This is a genomic window from Streptomyces canus (assembly GCF_030816965.1).
In the GTDB taxonomy this organism is placed as follows: domain Bacteria; phylum Actinomycetota; class Actinomycetes; order Streptomycetales; family Streptomycetaceae; genus Streptomyces; species Streptomyces canus_E.
This window is the reverse complement of the sequence record NZ_JAUSYQ010000002.1, coordinates 2,766,910-2,783,533: the sequence shown is the minus strand read 5'-3', so window position 1 is coordinate 2,783,533 and position 16,624 is coordinate 2,766,910. Positions and strand designations below refer to the sequence as shown.

The 16,624-nt window shown below is 69.2% G+C and carries 16 protein-coding genes; 11 read left to right on the top strand and 5 right to left on the bottom strand.

Annotated elements, in window-relative coordinates:
* The first annotated feature begins 7 nt into the window (after positions 1–7).
* The 4 genes from QF027_RS13770 (at position 8) to QF027_RS13755 (ending at position 3,609) form a co-directional block, all read left to right on the top strand.
* Positions 8–1,228 (top strand): sensor histidine kinase, encoded by a 1,221-nt coding sequence (locus tag QF027_RS13770; protein ID WP_306982613.1) that lies wholly within the window; start codon positions 8–10, stop codon positions 1,226–1,228.
* Positions 1,229–1,256: 28 nt separating this feature from the next.
* On the top strand, positions 1,257–1,934 hold the full coding sequence (locus QF027_RS13765; protein ID WP_306982615.1) for a response regulator: 678 nt from the start codon (positions 1,257–1,259) through the stop codon (positions 1,932–1,934).
* Positions 1,935–2,048: 114 nt separating this feature from the next.
* A complete protein-coding gene (locus tag QF027_RS13760; protein WP_306982617.1) occupies positions 2,049–2,471 on the top strand; it encodes a YciI family protein in 423 nt (140 codons plus the stop codon).
* Positions 2,464–3,609 carry an RNA polymerase sigma factor gene (locus QF027_RS13755; RefSeq protein WP_307074752.1) on the top strand — a complete coding sequence of 382 codons (1,146 nt, stop codon included), beginning with the start codon at positions 2,464–2,466 and terminating at the stop codon, positions 3,607–3,609. The genes QF027_RS13760 and QF027_RS13755 overlap by 8 nt, the downstream gene beginning before the upstream one ends.
* Before the next feature lie 165 nt (positions 3,610–3,774).
* Here QF027_RS13755 and nadA read toward each other — a convergent pair whose 3' ends face one another.
* The gene (nadA, locus tag QF027_RS13750; RefSeq protein WP_306982620.1) at positions 3,775–4,959 is read right to left on the bottom strand and encodes a quinolinate synthase NadA; all 1,185 of its coding nucleotides are present in this window, start codon (positions 4,957–4,959) and stop codon (positions 3,775–3,777) included.
* A 245-nt stretch (positions 4,960–5,204) separates the two neighbouring features.
* Between nadA and QF027_RS13745 the strand changes: the two genes are divergently transcribed.
* Entirely contained in the window at positions 5,205–5,561 is a 357-nt protein-coding gene (locus QF027_RS13745; RefSeq protein ID WP_020137379.1) for an iron-sulfur cluster assembly accessory protein, read from the top strand.
* Between the two features lie 81 nt (positions 5,562–5,642).
* On the opposite strand, the gene QF027_RS13740 is transcribed toward QF027_RS13745, so the two are convergent.
* Together QF027_RS13740 and QF027_RS13735 are read right to left on the bottom strand one after the other, a co-directional pair.
* Positions 5,643–7,742, bottom strand: coding sequence for a hypothetical protein (locus tag QF027_RS13740; RefSeq protein ID WP_307074750.1), 2,100 nt, complete (start codon positions 7,740–7,742; stop codon positions 5,643–5,645).
* 164 nt (positions 7,743–7,906) lie between these two features.
* A complete protein-coding gene (locus tag QF027_RS13735; protein ID WP_306982631.1) occupies positions 7,907–8,116 on the bottom strand; it encodes a hypothetical protein in 210 nt (69 codons plus the stop codon).
* A gap of 203 nt (positions 8,117–8,319) precedes the next feature.
* On the opposite strand from QF027_RS13735, the gene QF027_RS13730 reads away from it, so the two are divergent.
* A complete protein-coding gene (locus QF027_RS13730) occupies positions 8,320–9,294 on the top strand; it encodes a carbohydrate kinase family protein (RefSeq protein ID WP_306982632.1) in 975 nt (324 codons plus the stop codon).
* Between the two features lie 4 nt (positions 9,295–9,298).
* Here QF027_RS13730 and QF027_RS13725 read toward each other — a convergent pair whose 3' ends face one another.
* Positions 9,299–10,660 carry a cysteine desulfurase/sulfurtransferase TusA family protein gene (locus QF027_RS13725; protein WP_306982634.1) on the bottom strand — a complete coding sequence of 454 codons (1,362 nt, stop codon included), beginning with the start codon at positions 10,658–10,660 and terminating at the stop codon, positions 9,299–9,301.
* Between the two features lie 268 nt (positions 10,661–10,928).
* Here QF027_RS13725 and ctaC point away from each other — a divergent pair, with 268 nt between their 5' ends.
* The 4 genes from ctaC to QF027_RS13705 all read left to right on the top strand — a co-directional run bounded on the left by ctaC (position 10,929) and on the right by QF027_RS13705 (position 15,416).
* The gene (gene ctaC / locus QF027_RS13720; protein WP_306982636.1) at positions 10,929–11,888 is read left to right on the top strand and encodes an aa3-type cytochrome oxidase subunit II; all 960 of its coding nucleotides are present in this window, start codon (positions 10,929–10,931) and stop codon (positions 11,886–11,888) included.
* The gene (gene ctaD / locus QF027_RS13715; protein WP_306982638.1) at positions 11,885–13,627 is read left to right on the top strand and encodes an aa3-type cytochrome oxidase subunit I; all 1,743 of its coding nucleotides are present in this window, start codon (positions 11,885–11,887) and stop codon (positions 13,625–13,627) included. The genes ctaC and ctaD overlap by 4 nt, the downstream gene beginning before the upstream one ends.
* Entirely contained in the window at positions 13,624–14,022 is a 399-nt protein-coding gene (locus tag QF027_RS13710; protein WP_306982640.1) for a cytochrome c oxidase subunit 4, read from the top strand. Before ctaD ends, QF027_RS13710 begins: the two co-directional genes overlap by 4 nt.
* A 131-nt stretch (positions 14,023–14,153) precedes the next feature.
* Positions 14,154–15,416 carry a L,D-transpeptidase gene (locus tag QF027_RS13705; RefSeq protein WP_307074748.1) on the top strand — a complete coding sequence of 421 codons (1,263 nt, stop codon included), beginning with the start codon at positions 14,154–14,156 and terminating at the stop codon, positions 15,414–15,416.
* A gap of 19 nt (positions 15,417–15,435) precedes the next feature.
* On the opposite strand, the gene QF027_RS13700 is transcribed toward QF027_RS13705, so the two are convergent.
* Positions 15,436–15,837 (bottom strand): hypothetical protein, encoded by a 402-nt coding sequence (locus QF027_RS13700; RefSeq protein ID WP_306982644.1) that lies wholly within the window; start codon positions 15,835–15,837, stop codon positions 15,436–15,438.
* A 145-nt stretch (positions 15,838–15,982) separates the two neighbouring features.
* Between QF027_RS13700 and ctaE the strand changes: the two genes are divergently transcribed.
* Complete coding sequence (ctaE, locus tag QF027_RS13695; RefSeq protein WP_306982646.1) at positions 15,983–16,603, top strand: aa3-type cytochrome oxidase subunit III; 621 nt, start codon at positions 15,983–15,985, stop codon at positions 16,601–16,603.
* Positions 16,604–16,624 lie beyond the last annotated feature (21 nt).

The window sequence follows — 16,624 nt, the reverse complement described above, 5'->3', positions numbered from 1 at the left end:
TGCGGACGTGAGCACTCTCCAGCGCGCCAGACAGCAGCTCAAGGCGCATCCCCTGGCCCTGGACGCCGTCCTCGCGGCGGGCGTCCTCGCCTGCATGATGGCCGGCTCCTTCGTCCAGCCTCATGAGAAGGACGCCGTCAGCTGGAGCCTGCGCACCCCGGACCCCCTCAGCCTCGTGCTCATGGTCCTCGCAGCTCTGGCCCTGGTTTTCCGCCGCCGTGCCCCGCTCACGGTCCTCGCCCTCACCGGCACCGCCTCCATCATCGAGTGCGTCACCGGCGATCCCCGTGCTCCCGTCGCGATGGCCGCCGTCATCGCCCTGTTCACGGTCGCCTCCACCACCGACCGCCCCACCACCTGGCGGGCCGGCCTGCTCACCATGACCGTGCTCACCGGCGCGGCAATGCTCGCAGGACCGCTGCCCTGGTACGCCCAGGACAACCTCGGCATCTTCGCCTGGACCGGTATCGGCGCCACCGCGGGCGACGCCGTCCGCAGCCGCCGCGCCTTCATCCGGGCCATAAGAGAACGCGCGGAGAAGGCCGAACGCACCCGCGAGGAGGAGGCCCGCCGCCGCGTCGCCGAGGAACGCCTGCGTATAGCCCGTGACCTGCACGACGTCGTCGCCCACCACATCGCCCTGGTCAACGTCCAGGCCGGAGTCGCCGCCCACGTCATGGACAAGCGCCCCGACCAGGCCAAGGAAGCCCTCGCCCATGTCCGCGAAGCCAGCCGCTCCGCGCTCAACGAACTCCGCGCCACCGTCGGCCTGCTGAGACAGTCCGGCGACCCCGAGGCCCCCACCGAACCCGCCCCCGGACTCGCCCGCCTCGACGAACTCGTCGGCACCTTCCGCAGCGCGGGCCTCCATGTCGAGGTCGCCCGCGCCGACCACGGCACCACCCTTCCCGCCGCCGTCGACCTGGCCGCCTACCGGGTCATCCAGGAAGCCCTCACCAACGTCCAGAAGCACGCCGGCACGGAGGCCAAGGCCGAGGTCAGCGTCGTACGCGTGGGCCCCAACGTGGAGATCACCGTTCTCGACAACGGCGCCGGCGAGGACGACGACCCCGACAGCGGTGGCGGCCACGGGCTGCTCGGCATGCGCGAGCGGGTCACCGCCCTGCGCGGCACCCTCACCACCGGTCCCCGCTACGGCGGCGGTTTCCGCGTCCACGCGATCCTGCCGGTCAAGACCCGCACCCCGGCCGCGGGCGGCGCCGTATGACCACCATCCCTGCCACGAAAGAGCCCGTATGACGATCCGTGTCCTGCTCGCCGACGACCAGGCACTGCTGCGCAGCGCGTTCCGTGTGCTCGTCGACTCGGAGCCGGACATGGAGGTGGTCGGCGAGGCGTCCGACGGTGCCGAGGCGGTCCGGCTGACCAGGCAGGAGCGCGCCGACGTCGTCCTCATGGACATCCGGATGCCCGGCACGGACGGCCTCGCGGCCACCCGCATGATCAGCGAGGACCCCTCCCTCGCCCATGTCCGCGTGGTCATCCTGACCACCTTCGAGGTCGACGACTACGTCGTGCAGTCCCTGCGGGCCGGTGCCTCCGGCTTCCTCGGCAAGGGCAGCGAACCCGAGGAACTCCTCAGCGCCATCCGGGTCGCGGCCGGCGGCGAGGCCCTGCTCTCCCCGGCCGCCACCAAGGGTCTGATAGCCCGCTTCCTCGCCCAGGGCGACGCGGACGACAACGACCCGGTGCGCTCCGAACGCCTCGCCGCGCTCACCGTCCGCGAGCGCGAGGTTCTCGTCCAGGTCGCCGGTGGCCACTCCAACGACGAGATCGCCGAGCGCCTCGAGGTCAGCCCGCTCACGGTCAAGACCCACGTCAACCGGGCCATGGCCAAGCTGGGCGCCCGGGACCGCGCCCAGCTCGTGGTGATCGCGTACGAATCGGGGTTGGTACGGCCGAGAGTGGAATGACCCGACGAGGGCCGCGAAAACAATTCTCCAGGTGATGTCGAGAACCCGTGCCCCGCTCCGTCCCCGTGGTGAGAGCGACCAGAATGGGCCGCATCAGGACCGAGGAGAGACACCATGGCCAAGTACCTGCTGCTGAAGCACTACCGCGGCGCTCCGGCTCCGGCCAACGACGTGCCCATGGAGCAGTGGACGCCTGAGGAGATCTCGGCGCACGTGCAGTACATGCGGGACTTCGCGGACCGGCTGGTGAAGACCGGGGAGTACGTCGACGGGCAGGCGCTCGCTCCCGAGGGGACGTGGGTGCGGTACGACGGCGAGGGGCGCCCGCCCGTCACCGACGGGCCGTTCGCCGAGACCAAGGACCTCATCGCCGGCTGGATGGTGATCGACGTCGACAGCTACGAGCGGGCCCTCGAGCTGGCCGGGGAGCTGTCGGCCGCCCCCGGGGCCGGCGGGAAGCCGATCCACGAGTGGCTGGAGCTGCGCCCGTTCTACGCGGCGTCGCCCACCGACCCGGAGTGCCACCCCGGTGGATGAGGCGCTGCTCAGAAGCCTCACGCCGAGCGTGCTCACCGTCCTCGTCCGCCGCGGAGCCGACTTCGCGGCGGCCGAGGACGCCGTCCAGGACGCGCTCGTCGAGGCGGTCCGGGTCTGGCCGGCCGACCCTCCGCGGGACGCGAAGGGCTGGCTGGTCACCGTGGCCTGGCGCAAGTTCCTCGACGCGACCCGCTCGGACGCCTCTCGCCGCCGGCGAGAGGACCATGTCGAGGAGGAACCGGCGCCCGGCCCCGCGCCCGCCGTGGACGACACGCTCCAGCTCTACTTCCTGTGCGCCCACCCCTCGCTCACCCCGTCCTCCGCCGTCGCCCTCACCCTGCGCGCTGTCGGCGGACTCACCACCCGCCAGATCGCCCAGGCCTACCTGGTGCCCGAGGCGACCATGGCGCAGCGGATCAGCCGGGCCAAGCGCACCGTCTCCGGTGTCCGCTTCGACCAGCCCGGCGACGTCGCCACCGTGCTGCGCGTCCTCTACCTCGTCTTCAACGAGGGCTACTCCGGCGACGTCGACCTCGCCGCCGAGGCCATCCGGCTCACCCGGCAGCTCGTCGCCGCCATCGACCACCCCGAGGTCGCCGGGCTGCTCGCCCTCATGCTGCTCCACCACGCCCGCCGCGCCTCCCGCACGGCCTCCGACGGCAGTCTGGTGCCGCTCGCCGAGCAGGACCGCACCCGCTGGGACACCGCGGCGATCGCCGAGGGCGTCCGCATCCTGCAGTCCGCGCTCGCCCGCGACCGGCTGGGCGAGTTCCAGGCGCAGGCCGCGATCGCCGCCCTGCACGCCGACGCACCCACCGCCGAGGAGACCGACTGGGTGCAGATCGTCGAGTGGTACGACGAACTCGCCCGCCTCACCGACAGCCCCGTAGTCCGCCTCAACCGGGCGGTCGCCGTGGGCGAGGCGGACGGCCCCCGCGCGGGCCTGGCCGCCCTGGCCGCGATCGAGGACTCGCTGCCCCGCCGTACGGCGGCCGCGGCCTATCTCCACGAACGCGCCGGCGACGTGTCGACCGCTGCCGGCCTGTACGCCGAGGCCGCCCACAAGGCTCCCGACCTCGCCGAACGCGACTACCTGACCCGCCAGGCGGCCCGGCTCAACGCCCGTCTGCGGAACTGACCGGGGAAGAGCCGTGTTGCTGAACGCTGGGCTCCACGTCGAGCCACTCGTGCCTGTCGGGCGACCTTGTGCGCGTCCCTGACACCGGCCCCGTGTCTCTTCATCCTCGACCCCGCTCACCCCGAGCGGACCTCCGCATCGGGGTGAGCGCTCCCCACGACGGTTCTACGGCAGCGCCAGCATCCGCTCCAGCGCCAGCTTCGCGAACGCCTCCGTCTCCTTGTCGACCTCGATCCGGTTGACGAGCTTGCCCTCGGCCAGCGACTCCAGGGTCCAGACCAGGTGGGGCAGGTCGATGCGGTTCATGGTCGAGCAGAAGCAGACCGTCTTGTCGAGGAAGACGATCTCCTTGCCCTCGGGGGCGAAACGGTTCGCGAGCCGTCGTACGAGATTGAGCTCCGTGCCGATGGCCCACTTCGAGCCGGCCGGGGCCGCCTCCAGCGCCTTGATGATGTACTCGGTCGAGCCGACGTAGTCCGCCGCGGCGACGACCTCGTGCTTGCACTCGGGGTGCACGAGGACGTTCACACCGGGGATCCGGGCGCGGACGTCCTCCACCGACTCCAGCGAGAAGCGGCCGTGCACCGAGCAGTGGCCGCGCCACAGGATCATCTTCGCGTCGCGCAGCTGCTCGGCGGTCAGGCCGCCGTTCGGCTTGTGCGGGTTGTAGAGGACGCAGTCCTCCAGCGTCATCCCCATGTCCCGCACGGCGGTGTTGCGGCCGAGATGCTGGTCGGGCAGGAACAGCACCTTCTCGCCCTGCTCGAAGGCCCACTCAAGCGCCTTCTTGGCGTTGGACGACGTGCAGATGGTGCCGCCGTGCTTGCCCGTGAACGCCTTGATGTCCGCCGAGGAGTTCATGTACGACACCGGCACGACCTGCTCGGCTATGCCGGCGTCGGTGAGCACGTCCCAGCACTCGGCGACCTGCTCGGCCGTCGCCATGTCGGCCATGGAACAGCCGGCGGCGAGGTCGGGGAGGACCACCTTCTGGTCGTCGGACGTGAGGATGTCCGCCGACTCGGCCATGAAGTGCACACCGCAGAACACGATGTACTCGGCCTCCGGGCGCGCGGCGGCGTCGCGGGCCAGCTTGAAGGAGTCGCCCGTGACGTCGGCGAACTGGATGACCTCGTCACGCTGGTAGTGGTGGCCGAGGACGAACACCTTGTCGCCGAGCTTCTCCTTGGCCGCGCGGGCGCGCTCGACCAGGTCGGGGTCGGAGGGCGAGGGCAGGTCGCCGGGGCACTCGACGCCCCGCTCGCTCCTCGGGTCGGCCTCGCGGCCGAGCAGCAACAGGGCGAGCGGAGTCGGCTGTACGTCGAGCTCCGTGGTCTGGGCGGTGGTCACGACACGCACCCTTTCTACTTTTCGTCGAACTGACGCTATCTATCATAACCTGGTTCACGTCACTTTGACGATGGCTATAGCGTCGATGTGACGTGAATCCCGAAGAGACGTTTTCCGCCCGGCACGGCATGTGCGAGCATGAAGAAGGCGCCGGAAAAAACCGGCGTCCGGCCCGGAATGAATCCGCGGCCTTGCCGGTTGCACCAGTCGGCAAGCAGTCTCCGTACAACCCGGGAGAGATGTAGATGTCCGTATCGGACGAGACCGGCACCGTCACCGACGGCATCATCCTGTCCGACGCCGCCGCGGCGAAGGTCAAGGCCCTGCTCGACCAGGAAGGCCGTGACGACCTGGCCCTGCGCGTCGCCGTTCAGCCCGGCGGCTGCTCCGGCCTGCGTTACCAGCTCTTCTTCGACGAGCGTTCCCTCGACGGGGACGTCGTCAAGGACTTCGGTGGCGTCAAGGTCGTCACCGACCGCATGAGCGCCCCGTACCTGGGTGGCGCGTCCATCGACTTCGTGGACACCATCGAGAAGCAGGGCTTCACGATCGACAACCCGAACGCGACCGGCTCCTGCGCCTGCGGCGACTCCTTCAGCTAAGCCTCGGGTTCGACCAAGGCTCGAGCGACAGAAGGCGGCGGCCCCCTCCGACGGGGCCGCCGCCTTCGCGTATCTCCAGGACTACCGGGCTCCGGAGGTCTCCGGCAGCCGCGCCCCCGCCTTCTTCAGCGGGATCTCCTTGCCGTCCGTGCCCACGACCTTGCGGTCACCGATCGGTTCGTTCAGCGGCACGGTCTTCTGCATCTCCTTGGCGATCATGATGCAGACCTTGTCCGGCCACGGCGTATAGGTCACCGTGGCCGTCACCTCGCCCGAGGTCTCGCTCGCCGTCGCCGCGTAGTCCCCGCACACCCCGCCCGTGAAGCTCAGGGTCAGCTCGTCGCCCTCGGCCGAGTAGCCGTCCACCTTGACGTCCCGCGTCTTCGGCGCGGAGGTCGGCTCGTCCGAGGGTGCCGTGGGTGTGGCGGGTGACGTGGGCGTCGCTGTCGCCGTGGAGGCGATGTACGTCGGGTCGACCGCTGGATACGTCACCGTGAAGGTGTCTTTCGCGCCCGTCGCCCGCACCTCGAACAGCCAGGACGGCACGAGCGCCGGCCGGCCGGCCACGAGATGCGACGCCAGCCCGAAGACCGCCTTCTCGACGGTGAGCGTGCTCTTCACGGGGTTCGCCGTCGACTCCCCGCAGGGCGCCTCCAACCGGTCCTTCAGCGGTACGGGACTGGCGCAGCCGCCGATCCCCATGCGGTGGCCGGTCGCGGGCACCTTGTTCAGCAGGCCCAGCGTCTTCTCGGCGCTCAGCACGGGATACGTGTCGCTCTTCACCGGCGCCTTCAACTGACCGGTGCCGCCGACCACTTCACCCTGGCCGTTCACGGTGACGCCGGTCGTCCAGCCGTACGTGGGCAGGCCGCCCACGACCGGATCGGCGTTCACGACCCGCTGGGCGCCCATGACCTGGCTCGCGTCCAGCTTCGCGCCGTCCTGACCCGCCGCCTTCAGCACCAGTGCGGCGGCCTTCTCCGCGACCGCCACACTCACCGGAGAGCCGGTGGGGGTCTGCTCCGCCCCGCACACGGTGGCGCTGTCACAGTGGTCGATGACGCGGGAGTAGCGCTGGAAGGTCCACGCGCCCGGCGCCTGCCGGTTCACCTGGAGACCAGGTCCCGAACCGTCCTTGGCCCCGACCCGCCAGACCTGCCCCTGCGCCACCGGCGTCCCGTCGACCCCGAGGGCCTCGGCGAGCCGCACCACGTCGTCCTCGGTGACCTGCCCCTGGGTCCGGTAGACCGGCGCCGAGCCGGGCCCTGCCGGGAGGCTGCCGTCGACGCGATACGTCACGCCGTACGGATTCGGCTCCCCGGGCGCGATCCCGTTCCCCGCCCCGCCACTCACGCTGTAACCGTCGAGTGCGAGGGGCGGGGGAGTGTCGTCCCGCGACGCGCCGGAGGTCGTGCCGCCGCCGGACCCTCCGGAGGTGCCGGCGGCGAGGTACGCCCCACCACCCCCGACCAGCAGGACGGCAGCGGCGACGGCGGCGATGACGGCGGGGGAGCGGTGCCGACCGGAACGGGGGACGTCGGGGTCGGAGAGGGCGGCGACGGCGGGAACGTGATCGTCCGGCTCGGCGACATCCGCATCGGGGGCGGGGGGCTGAGGCTGATCGAGACCGGTGTCCAGGCCCGCGGGCTCGTCCGGCCCGGCAGCGGCGTCGGGTGCCGGGGGCTTGTCGGGGCCGGTGGGGCTGGGAGTCGCCGGGCTGTCGCCATCGGCGGGGGCCTGTGGAGTGTGGGTGTCGGCAGCGGCGTCGGGTGCCGGGGGCTTGTCGGGGCCGGTGGGGCTGGGAGTCGCCGGGCTGTCGCCATCGGCGGGGGCCTGTGGAGTGTGGGTGTCGGCATGGGCGTCGGGGGCGGCGGGGCCGTCCGGCTCGCCGGCAGTGGCGTCGGCCGCGGGCGCGGTGACGGAGGCCGGGGTGTCGTCCGCTGCTTCCTCGGTGCGCTCCGCCGAGCCTCCGGCGGCACCGGCTTCTTCGGTGCCCTCGGCCCCACCGTCCTGGTCGGCCCCCGCATGGCTCGTCGTCTCGTCGCCGGCAGCGGCGGAACCCCGCGCCCGCTCGGCACCGCTCACTTCCTCGGCGCCGAGCGCCCCCGTACCGCGCGCTTCCGCAGAGCTCCCGTCCCCGCCGCCGGAGGCCTCGTCGTTGTCGGGTCGCTCGGTGTTCACCGCATCGCTCCTTCTGCTGCGCAACTGTCCCTCGACCCTGACCCGAGCCTGTCAAAAAGGTCGGCAAACGGGTCGTATCCCGCATCCCCTTTCCGGGGGACGGCGATGGGACGCAGCAGGGGAGCGCGTGGTTCCCTCGAACGCGCTGACGCGAGCGCCGTGCCTCAGTCGCCGTACTCCGACATCGCCTCCAGCAGCCGCGCGGAGCCCTCGGGAACCGTCACGCCGTGGATGAGTGAGGGAGACACCGGAAGGGAGACGATCCGGTCGGGAACCGCCCAGTGCGGAGCCATCCGGGCGCAGTCACCGAGCAGTGACGCGAGGCCCCCGTCCAGGTCGGCCGGGGCAGAGACGTACAGCTCAAGGTTGGTCATAACCGCACCGTATGCACGACGGAGCCCGCGAAGAAAGATCTACTATCGGGTAGTTTTACCTGCTTCACCGTGCCGTCGGCCGCCTCGCAGTACCCCATACGGACCCGATAGCGTTAACCGTCAACACGCCCTCCCGTCTCCCAGCACCACCCTTCCAACGAGCGCTATCGCGCCCCCCTTCTTTATTCCAGGAGAGCCACGCCGTGCGCATCGCAGTCACCGGCTCCATCGCCACCGACCACCTCATGACCTTCCCCGGCCGCTTCGCCGACCAGTTCGTCGCGGACCAACTGCACACGGTCTCGCTCTCCTTCCTGGTCGACAACCTCGACGTACGCAGGGGAGGCGTCGGCGCGAACATCGCCTTCGGCATGGGCCAGCTCGGCACCAACCCGATCCTCGTCGGCGCCGCGGGCTTCGACTTCGACGAGTACCGCGCCTGGCTGGACCGGCACGGTGTCGACACCGCGTCCGTCCGCATCTCCGAGACCCTGCACACCGCCCGCTTCGTGTGCACCACCGACGCCGACCACAACCAGATCGGCTCCTTCTACACGGGCGCGATGAGCGAGGCCCGCCAGATCGAGCTCAAGACGGTGGCCGACCGGGTCGACGGCCTCGACCTCGTCCTCATCGGTGCCGACGACCCCGAGGCGATGCTCCGCCACACCGAGGAGTGCCGGTCGCGCGGCATCCCCTTCGCCGCGGACTTCTCCCAGCAGATCGCCCGCATGAACGGCGACGAGATCCGGATACTGCTGGACGGCGCCACGTACCTCTTCTCCAACGAGTACGAGAAGGGGCTCATCGAGTCCAAGACGGGCTGGTCCGACGCGGAGATCCTGGCGAAGGTCGGCCACCGGGTCACCACGCTCGGTGCGCAGGGCGTGCGGATCGAGAAGGCGGGCGAGGAGCCGATCGTCGTCGGCTGCGCGGAGGAGGAGCGCAAGGCGGACCCCACGGGGGTCGGCGACGCGTTCCGCGCCGGGTTCCTGTCGGGGCTGTCCTGGGGAGTCTCGCTGGAGCGAGCGGCTCAGGTGGGCTGCATGCTGGCGACACTCGTCATCGAGACCGTGGGCACGCAGGAGTACCGGCTGCGGCGGGGGACCTTCATGGAGCGGTTCACCAAGGCGTACGGGGATGAGGCCGCCGACGAGGTCCGCACCCACCTCAAGTGACCGCCTAGGAGATACGGCGGACCACGTAAGCGGAACCCTGGTCCGCCGGTTCTTCTCCCATGTACTCCTGCTCCCGCATCTCGCACCATGCCGGGATGTCCAGGCGGGCCGCCTCGTCGTCCGACAGGACCCGGACGGTCCCGCCCACCGGAACGTCCCCGATGACCTTGGCCAGTTCGATGACCGGAATCGGGCACCGCTTGCCGAGGGCGTCCACGACAAGTGAGTCGTCCCGCACCGCAGCCGAAGGCGTCGGTGCGCCCAGCTTCTGCCGCACCGCAGTCACCGCTCCCGGCAACACCTCCAGGAAACGCTCCACATCCTCGGACGTCGTGCCCGGCGGCAACGAGACCCGCACATTCCCCTCACTCAGTACGCCCATCGCCTTCAGCACATGGCTCGGCGTCAGCGTGCTGCTCGTGCAGGACGACCCGGAGGAAACGGAGAACCCCTCCCGGTCCAGCTCGTGCAGCAAGGTCTCTCCGTCGACGTAGAGACAGGAGAAGGTGACGATCCCCGGCAGCCGCTTCTCGGGATCGCCCACCACGTCCACGTCCGGCACCAGCCGCGGCACCCGTGCCCGGATCCGCGCCGTCAGCTCCCGCAGTCGTACGGCCTCTTGCGCGGCCTCGGCCCGCACCGCCCGCAGCGAGGCCGCCGCCGCGACGATGGCCGGCAGGTTCTCGAACCCCGGCGCCCGCCCCGACTCCCGCTCGTCGGCGGGTCCCTGGGGTGAGAAGCGGACACCTTTTCTCACGGCGAGCAGGCCGACCCCCGACGGACCGCCCCATTTGTGCGCGCTGGCGGTCAACAGCGACCACTCGCCCTCGACCGGCCCCCAGCCGAGCGACTGCGCCGCGTCCACCAGCAACGGCACCCCCGCCTGACGGCACACGGCGGCCACCTCGGCCACCGGCTGCACGGTCCCCACCTCATGGTTCGCCGACTGGAGACAGGCCAGCGCGGTATCGGGGCGAAGAGCATCGACGTACGACTGCGGGCTCACCGCTCCCGTCCGGCTCACCGGAACCTCGGTCACCTCGAACAGCTCCGTCGAATGGAGTACCGAGGAGTGTTCGACGGCTGACACGATCAGGTGGCGTCCGATGCGACGACGACCGGCAAGCGCCCCCGCGATGCCGCTGTGCACGGCCCGCGTCCCGGAGGACGTGAAGCTCAGCTCGTCGGGACGACACCCCACGGCCTCGGCAGCGGCCTCCCGAGCGGCATCCAGCAGCAGCCGGGCCCGCCGCCCCTCCCGATACAACCGAGAGGGATCAGCCCATCCTTCGTCAAGGGAGGCCAACAGCGCCTGACGAGCGACGGGATGGAGCGGAGCACTGGAGGCAGCGTCGAAGTAGGACACACAGCCACGCTAACCCCCAGGGGCGCGGGGCTGTATCCGGCAGCGGTCCGCCGCAGGGCGCGATCAGCCACAAACAACCCGCAGCCGCCAATTCAGCTAACCGTCCCACCCACTAGGCACCCCTCCCGCTGAACCCTCGGAGAGCGTCGGCTAGGGTTTGGTCCGCATAAACATCCAAACCCCTGCCCGACGCAGGGCGGCGACCGACCACCGAGTAAGGGCAGGCCGCAGCCAATCCGCGCGGGCGAGACTCTCGGGAAGGCGCTACGTGAGTCCCAACGGCTCCGACCGCTCGCCGCGGCGCCCGATGCGGCGGAAGCTGCTGCAGGCAATGACCGCGGGCCTGGTCCTGGCGACCGCCACCGGCTGCACATACAAGGACTTCCCCCGCCTTGGTATGCCCACCCCGACCACGGAAGAGGCTCCGCGGATCCTCTCCCTCTGGCAGGGTTCCTGGGCAGCCGCGCTGGCCACCGGCGTGCTGGTGTGGGGCCTGATCCTGTGGAGCACGATCTTCCACCGGCGCAGCCGCACCAAGGTCGAAGTTCCTCCGCAGACCCGGTACAACATGCCCATCGAGGCGCTGTACACGGTCGTTCCGCTCGTCATCGTCTCGGTCCTCTTCTACTTCACGGCCCGCGACGAGTCGAAGCTCCTCAGCCTCAAGAAGGAGCCCGACGTCACCGTCAACGTCGTCGGCTACCAGTGGAGCTGGGCCTTCAACTACATCGAGCCCGTCGCGGGTTCCACGGGCGACGCGAAGACCGACAAGAACCTGGACGCGATTCCGACCCGGTTCAAGAACGACTTCCCGGCGAACGCCGGCGGTGTCTACGACTTCGGTACGCCCGCCACGAGGAACCCGCAGACCGGCAACCCCGGCCCGACCCTCTGGCTCCCCAAGGGCAAGACGGTCCGCTTCGTCCTCACCTCTCGTGACGTCATCCACTCCTTCTGGGTGGTGCCGTTCCTCATGAAGCAGGACGTCATCCCGGGCCACACCAACGCCTTCGAGGTGACCCCCAACAAGGAGGGCACCTTCCTCGGCAAGTGCGCCGAGCTGTGCGGCGTCGACCACTCCCGGATGCTGTTCAACGTGAAGGTCGTCTCTCCCGAGCGCTACGAGCAGCACCTCAAGGACCTCGCGAAGAAGGGGCAGACCGGTTACGTTCCCGCGGGCATCGAGCAGACCGCCCACGAGAAGGACCGGGAGACGACGAACCTGTGAGCATCCTCAACGAACCCCAGGGTGCCGCGGCGGCAGGGTCCCACTACACGGACGAGCTGCCGGTCCGGCGCCAGAACCGCGGCAGCGTGGTCATCAAGTGGCTCACCACCACTGACCACAAGACGATCGGGACGATGTATCTGGTCACGTCGTTCGCGTTCTTCCTGATCGGCGGCGTGATGGCGCTCTTCATGCGCGCCGAGCTGGCCCGGCCGGGTCTGCAGATCATGTCGAACGAGCAGTTCAACCAGGCGTTCACGATGCACGGCACGATCATGCTGCTGATGTTCGCGACGCCGCTGTTCGCCGGCTTCACCAACTGGATCATGCCGCTGCAGATCGGCGCGCCCGACGTGGCGTTCCCGCGGCTGAACATGTTCGCCTACTGGCTGTACCTGTTCGGCTCGACGATCGCGGTCGGCGGCTTCCTCACCCCCTCGGGTGCGGCCGACTTCGGCTGGTTCGCCTACTCCCCGCTCTCCGACGCCGTCCGCTCCCCGGGCATCGGCGCCGACCTGTGGATCATGGGTCTGGCCTTCTCCGGCTTCGGCACGATCCTCGGCGCGGTCAACTTCATCACCACGATCATCTGCATGCGCGCGCCGGGCATGACCATGTTCCGCATGCCGATCTTCGTGTGGAACGTGCTGCTGACCGCGGTGCTGGTCCTGCTCGCCTTCCCCGTTCTCGCCGCCGCGCTGTTCGCGCTGGAGGCGGATCGGAAATTCGGGGCACACGTCTTCGATGCCGCGAACGGCGGAGCGTTGCTGTGGCAACACCTCTTCTGGTTCTTCGGCCATCCAGAGGTGTACATCATCGCCCTGCCGTTCTTCGGCATCATCTCCGAGGTCATCCCGGTCTTCTCCCGCAAGCCGATGTTCGGCTACATGGGTCTGATCGCGGCGACCATCGCGATCGCGGGTCTGTCCGTGACGGTGTGGGCGCACCACATGTATGTCACCGGCGGTGTGCTGCTCCCGTTCTTCTCCTTCATGACGTTCCTCATCGCCGTACCGACGGGCGTGAAGTTCTTCAACTGGATCGGAACGATGTGGAAGGGGTCCTTGAGTTTCGAGACCCCGATGCTCTGGGCCACCGGCTTCCTGATCACCTTCACCTTCGGTGGTCTGACCGGTGTCATCCTGGCCTCGCCCCCGCTGGACTTCCACGTCTCGGACTCGTACTTCGTGGTGGCGCACTTCCACTACGTCGTCTTCGGCACCGTTGTCTTCGCGATGTTCTCCGGCTTCCACTTCTGGTGGCCGAAGTTCACCGGCAAGATGCTCGACGAGCGCCTCGGCAAGATCACGTTCTGGACGCTGTTCATCGGCTTCCACGGCACCTTCCTGGTCCAGCACTGGCTGGGCGCCGAGGGCATGCCGCGTCGGTACGCCGACTACCTGGCGGCCGACGGCTTCACCGCCCTGAACACGATCTCGACGATCAGCTCGTTCGTGCTCGGCCTGTCGATCCTGCCGTTCCTCTACAACGTGTGGAAGACGGCCAAGTACGGCAAGCCGGTCGGCGTCGACGACCCGTGGGGCTACGGCCGCTCGCTCGAATGGGCGACCTCCTGCCCGCCGCCGCGCCACAACTTCCTCACCCTGCCGCGGATCCGCAGCGAATCCCCGGCGTTCGACCTGCACCACCCCGAGATCGCCGCTCTCGACCAGCTCGAGAACGCCGGTCACGGTGAGAAGGCTCTGGCCGGCAACGGCGGCAAGGAGGCCGGCAAGTGAAGATCCAGGGACGGATGTTCATCTGGCTGAGCGTCTTCATCCTCGTCATGGCGATCGTCTATGGCGTGTGGTCGAAGGAGCCGGCCGGTACCACCGCGCTCTTCCTGGCCTTCGGGCTGTCCATCATGATCGGCTTCTACCTGGGTTTCACGGCCAAGCGGGTGGACGCCGGCGCGCAGGACAACAAGGAGGCCGACGTCGCGGACGACGCCGGCGAGGTCGGGTTCTTCAGCCCGCACAGCTGGCAGCCGCTCGCCCTCGGCTTCGGCGGCGCCCTCGCCTTCCTGTCGGTCGCGATCGGCTGGTGGCTGCTGTACTTCTCGTTGCCGGTGATCCTGGTCGGCCTGTACGGCTGGGTCTTCGAGTACTACCGCGGTGAGAACCGCACGCAGTAGCACGAGCGGAGCTCATCAGGAGCCCGGACACTCCGTGAGGAGGGTCCGGGCTCCTGCTTTTGCCGCAATCCTTGTCCCTCGTACGAGTCACCCAGCGCGCCGTTCTTGACGGGGCTTCCTAGCGTGAAGTCATGAACCACGCACCGCGTACCCGCATCGTTGTGAGCTGCACGCTGCTGGTGATCGCCCTCGGCGCGAGCGCCGCCGCCTGCGGGTCCGACGGGAACCCGCTGGCGGCCACGCCGTTCGACGCGGCGGACCAGATCGCCTTCAACGCGCCCACCGGCGACGGCAAGAAGGCCGACCCGGACAAGCCGCTCGAGGTCACCGCCGAGGAGGACGACGGCCGCATCACCGACGTCACGGCCACGGACGCCACAGGCCGCTATCTGGCGGGCGAACTCTCCACCGACGGCACCCGCTGGCGCAGCACCTCCCCGCTGGCCGCAAACGCCCATTACACCGTCCGGGTGAGCACCGAGGACGAGGACGGGGCACCGGGCCGCAGGGTCCTCGAGTTCGACACCAGCAAGCCGCTGGGCAAGAAGCGTCTGAAGGTCACCTTCGGCCCCAAGTCGGGCACGTACGGCGTCGGCCAGCCCGTCACCGCCAAGCTGGACAGGCCCGTCAAGGACAAGGCTCAGCGGGGCGTCATAGAACGCGCACTCAGGGTCGATTCGACGCCCGCCGTATCGGGCGCCTGGCACTGGGTGGACGACAAGGAACTCCACTACCGGCCCAGGGAGTACTGGCCGGCCCACGCCACGATCCAGGTCCGCAGCGACCTGGAGGGCATCAAGATCGGCGACCGGCTCTGGGGCGGCAAGGCGAAGCCCCTGAAGCTGACCACCGGGGACCGCATCATCGCGGTGACGGACGCCTCGTCACACTCGATGAAGGTCTACAAGAACGGCGACGTCATCAACGAGCTCCCGGTCACCACCGGCAAGCCGGGCTTCGAGACCCGCAACGGCGTCAAGGTCGTGCTGGGCAAGGAGTACTTCGTACGTATGCGCGGCACCAGCATCGGGATCGCCGAGGGTTCCTCGGAGTCGTACGACCTCCCGGTCTACTACGCCACCCGCGTCACCTGGAGCGGTGAGTACGTCCATGCCGCCCCCTGGTCGGTCGGCTCCCAGGGCTACGCCAACGTCAGCCACGGCTGCACCGGCATGAGCACGTCCAACGCCGCGTGGTTCTTCGACACCGTCCACGAGGGCGACGTGGTCCAGGTCGTCAACTCGGACGGCAACACGATGGAGCCCTTCGGCAACGGCTTCGGCGACTGGAACCTCGACTGGAAGAAATGGCGCGACGGCAGCGCCCTGGTGGCCGGCACCCCGGACGCCCCCAGCCCCGACCAGACGGCAAGGCTGAGGCCACAGAGCATCTAGGGGGCCGTGGGAGCGCCTCTCAGGCGCTCAGAGCCTTCCGGTCCCGCAGCAGGGAAGCCAGCGCCGAGGCGAACTCCACCGGATCCACGGGATGGGTCACCGCGGCCTCCGCCCGGCTCCACGTCGCCAGCCACGCATCCTGCGGCCGTCCGATCAGCAGCAGCACCGGCGGGCAGTTGAACACCTCGTCCTTGATCTGCCGGCACAGCCCCATGCCCCCCATCGGCACGGCCTCCCCGTCCAGCACACAGACGTCGATCCCGCCCTTGTCCAGCTCCTTCAGCACCGCCGCAGGCGTGGCGCACTCCAGGAACTCGACCAACGGGACGTCGGGAGCCGGTCGACGGCCCGCGGCGAGCCGTACCTGCTCGCGGGTGTTGGAATCGTCGCTGTAGACCAGCACCGTGGCGGTCGGCTGCATTGTTCCTCCGTGACGTCAGCGTCGTAAGGACAGGCCCGTTGGGCCGGATGCTACTCCCTTGAACACCACGTCAACACCGGTATGAAGGAGGGAGACACTCCGAACGGCACCCCCCGGGGTGAGGGCTGGATAAGCGAGCGACATAATGTCGGTCGTGGCGACAGCAACGACAGTAGAAACCGGGCACGCGCACCCGTCGGTCAACCGGCCGAACCTCACCAGCGTCGGAACCATCATCTGGCTGAGTTCCGAGCTGATGTTCTTCGCGGCCCTCTTCGCGATGTACTTCACCCTGCGATCGGTGACGGGTCCTGATCACTGGAAGGAAATGGCGCACAGCCTGAACTTCCCGTTCTCGGCGACGAACACCACGATCCTGGTGCTCTCCTCGCTCACCTGCCAGCTCGGCGTGTTCGCCGCCGAGCGCGGTGACGTGAAGAAGCTCCGGGGCTGGTTCATCATCACCTTCATCATGGGCGCGATCTTCATCGGCGGTCAGATCTACGAGTACACCGAGCTGGTGAAGAAGGACGGGCTCTCGCTCTCCTCGGACCCGTACGGCTCGGTGTTCTACCTGACCACCGGCTTCCACGGTATGCACGTGACGGGCGGCCTCATCGCGTTCCTGTTCGTTCTCGGGCGTACCTACGCGGCCAAGAGGTTCACCCACGAGCAGGCGACCGCCGCAATCGTCGTGTCCTACTACTGGCACTTCGTCGACGTCGTCTGGATCGGCCTCTTCGCCACGATCTACATGATCAAGTAGCCGGGCCCGCTCCCGACATCG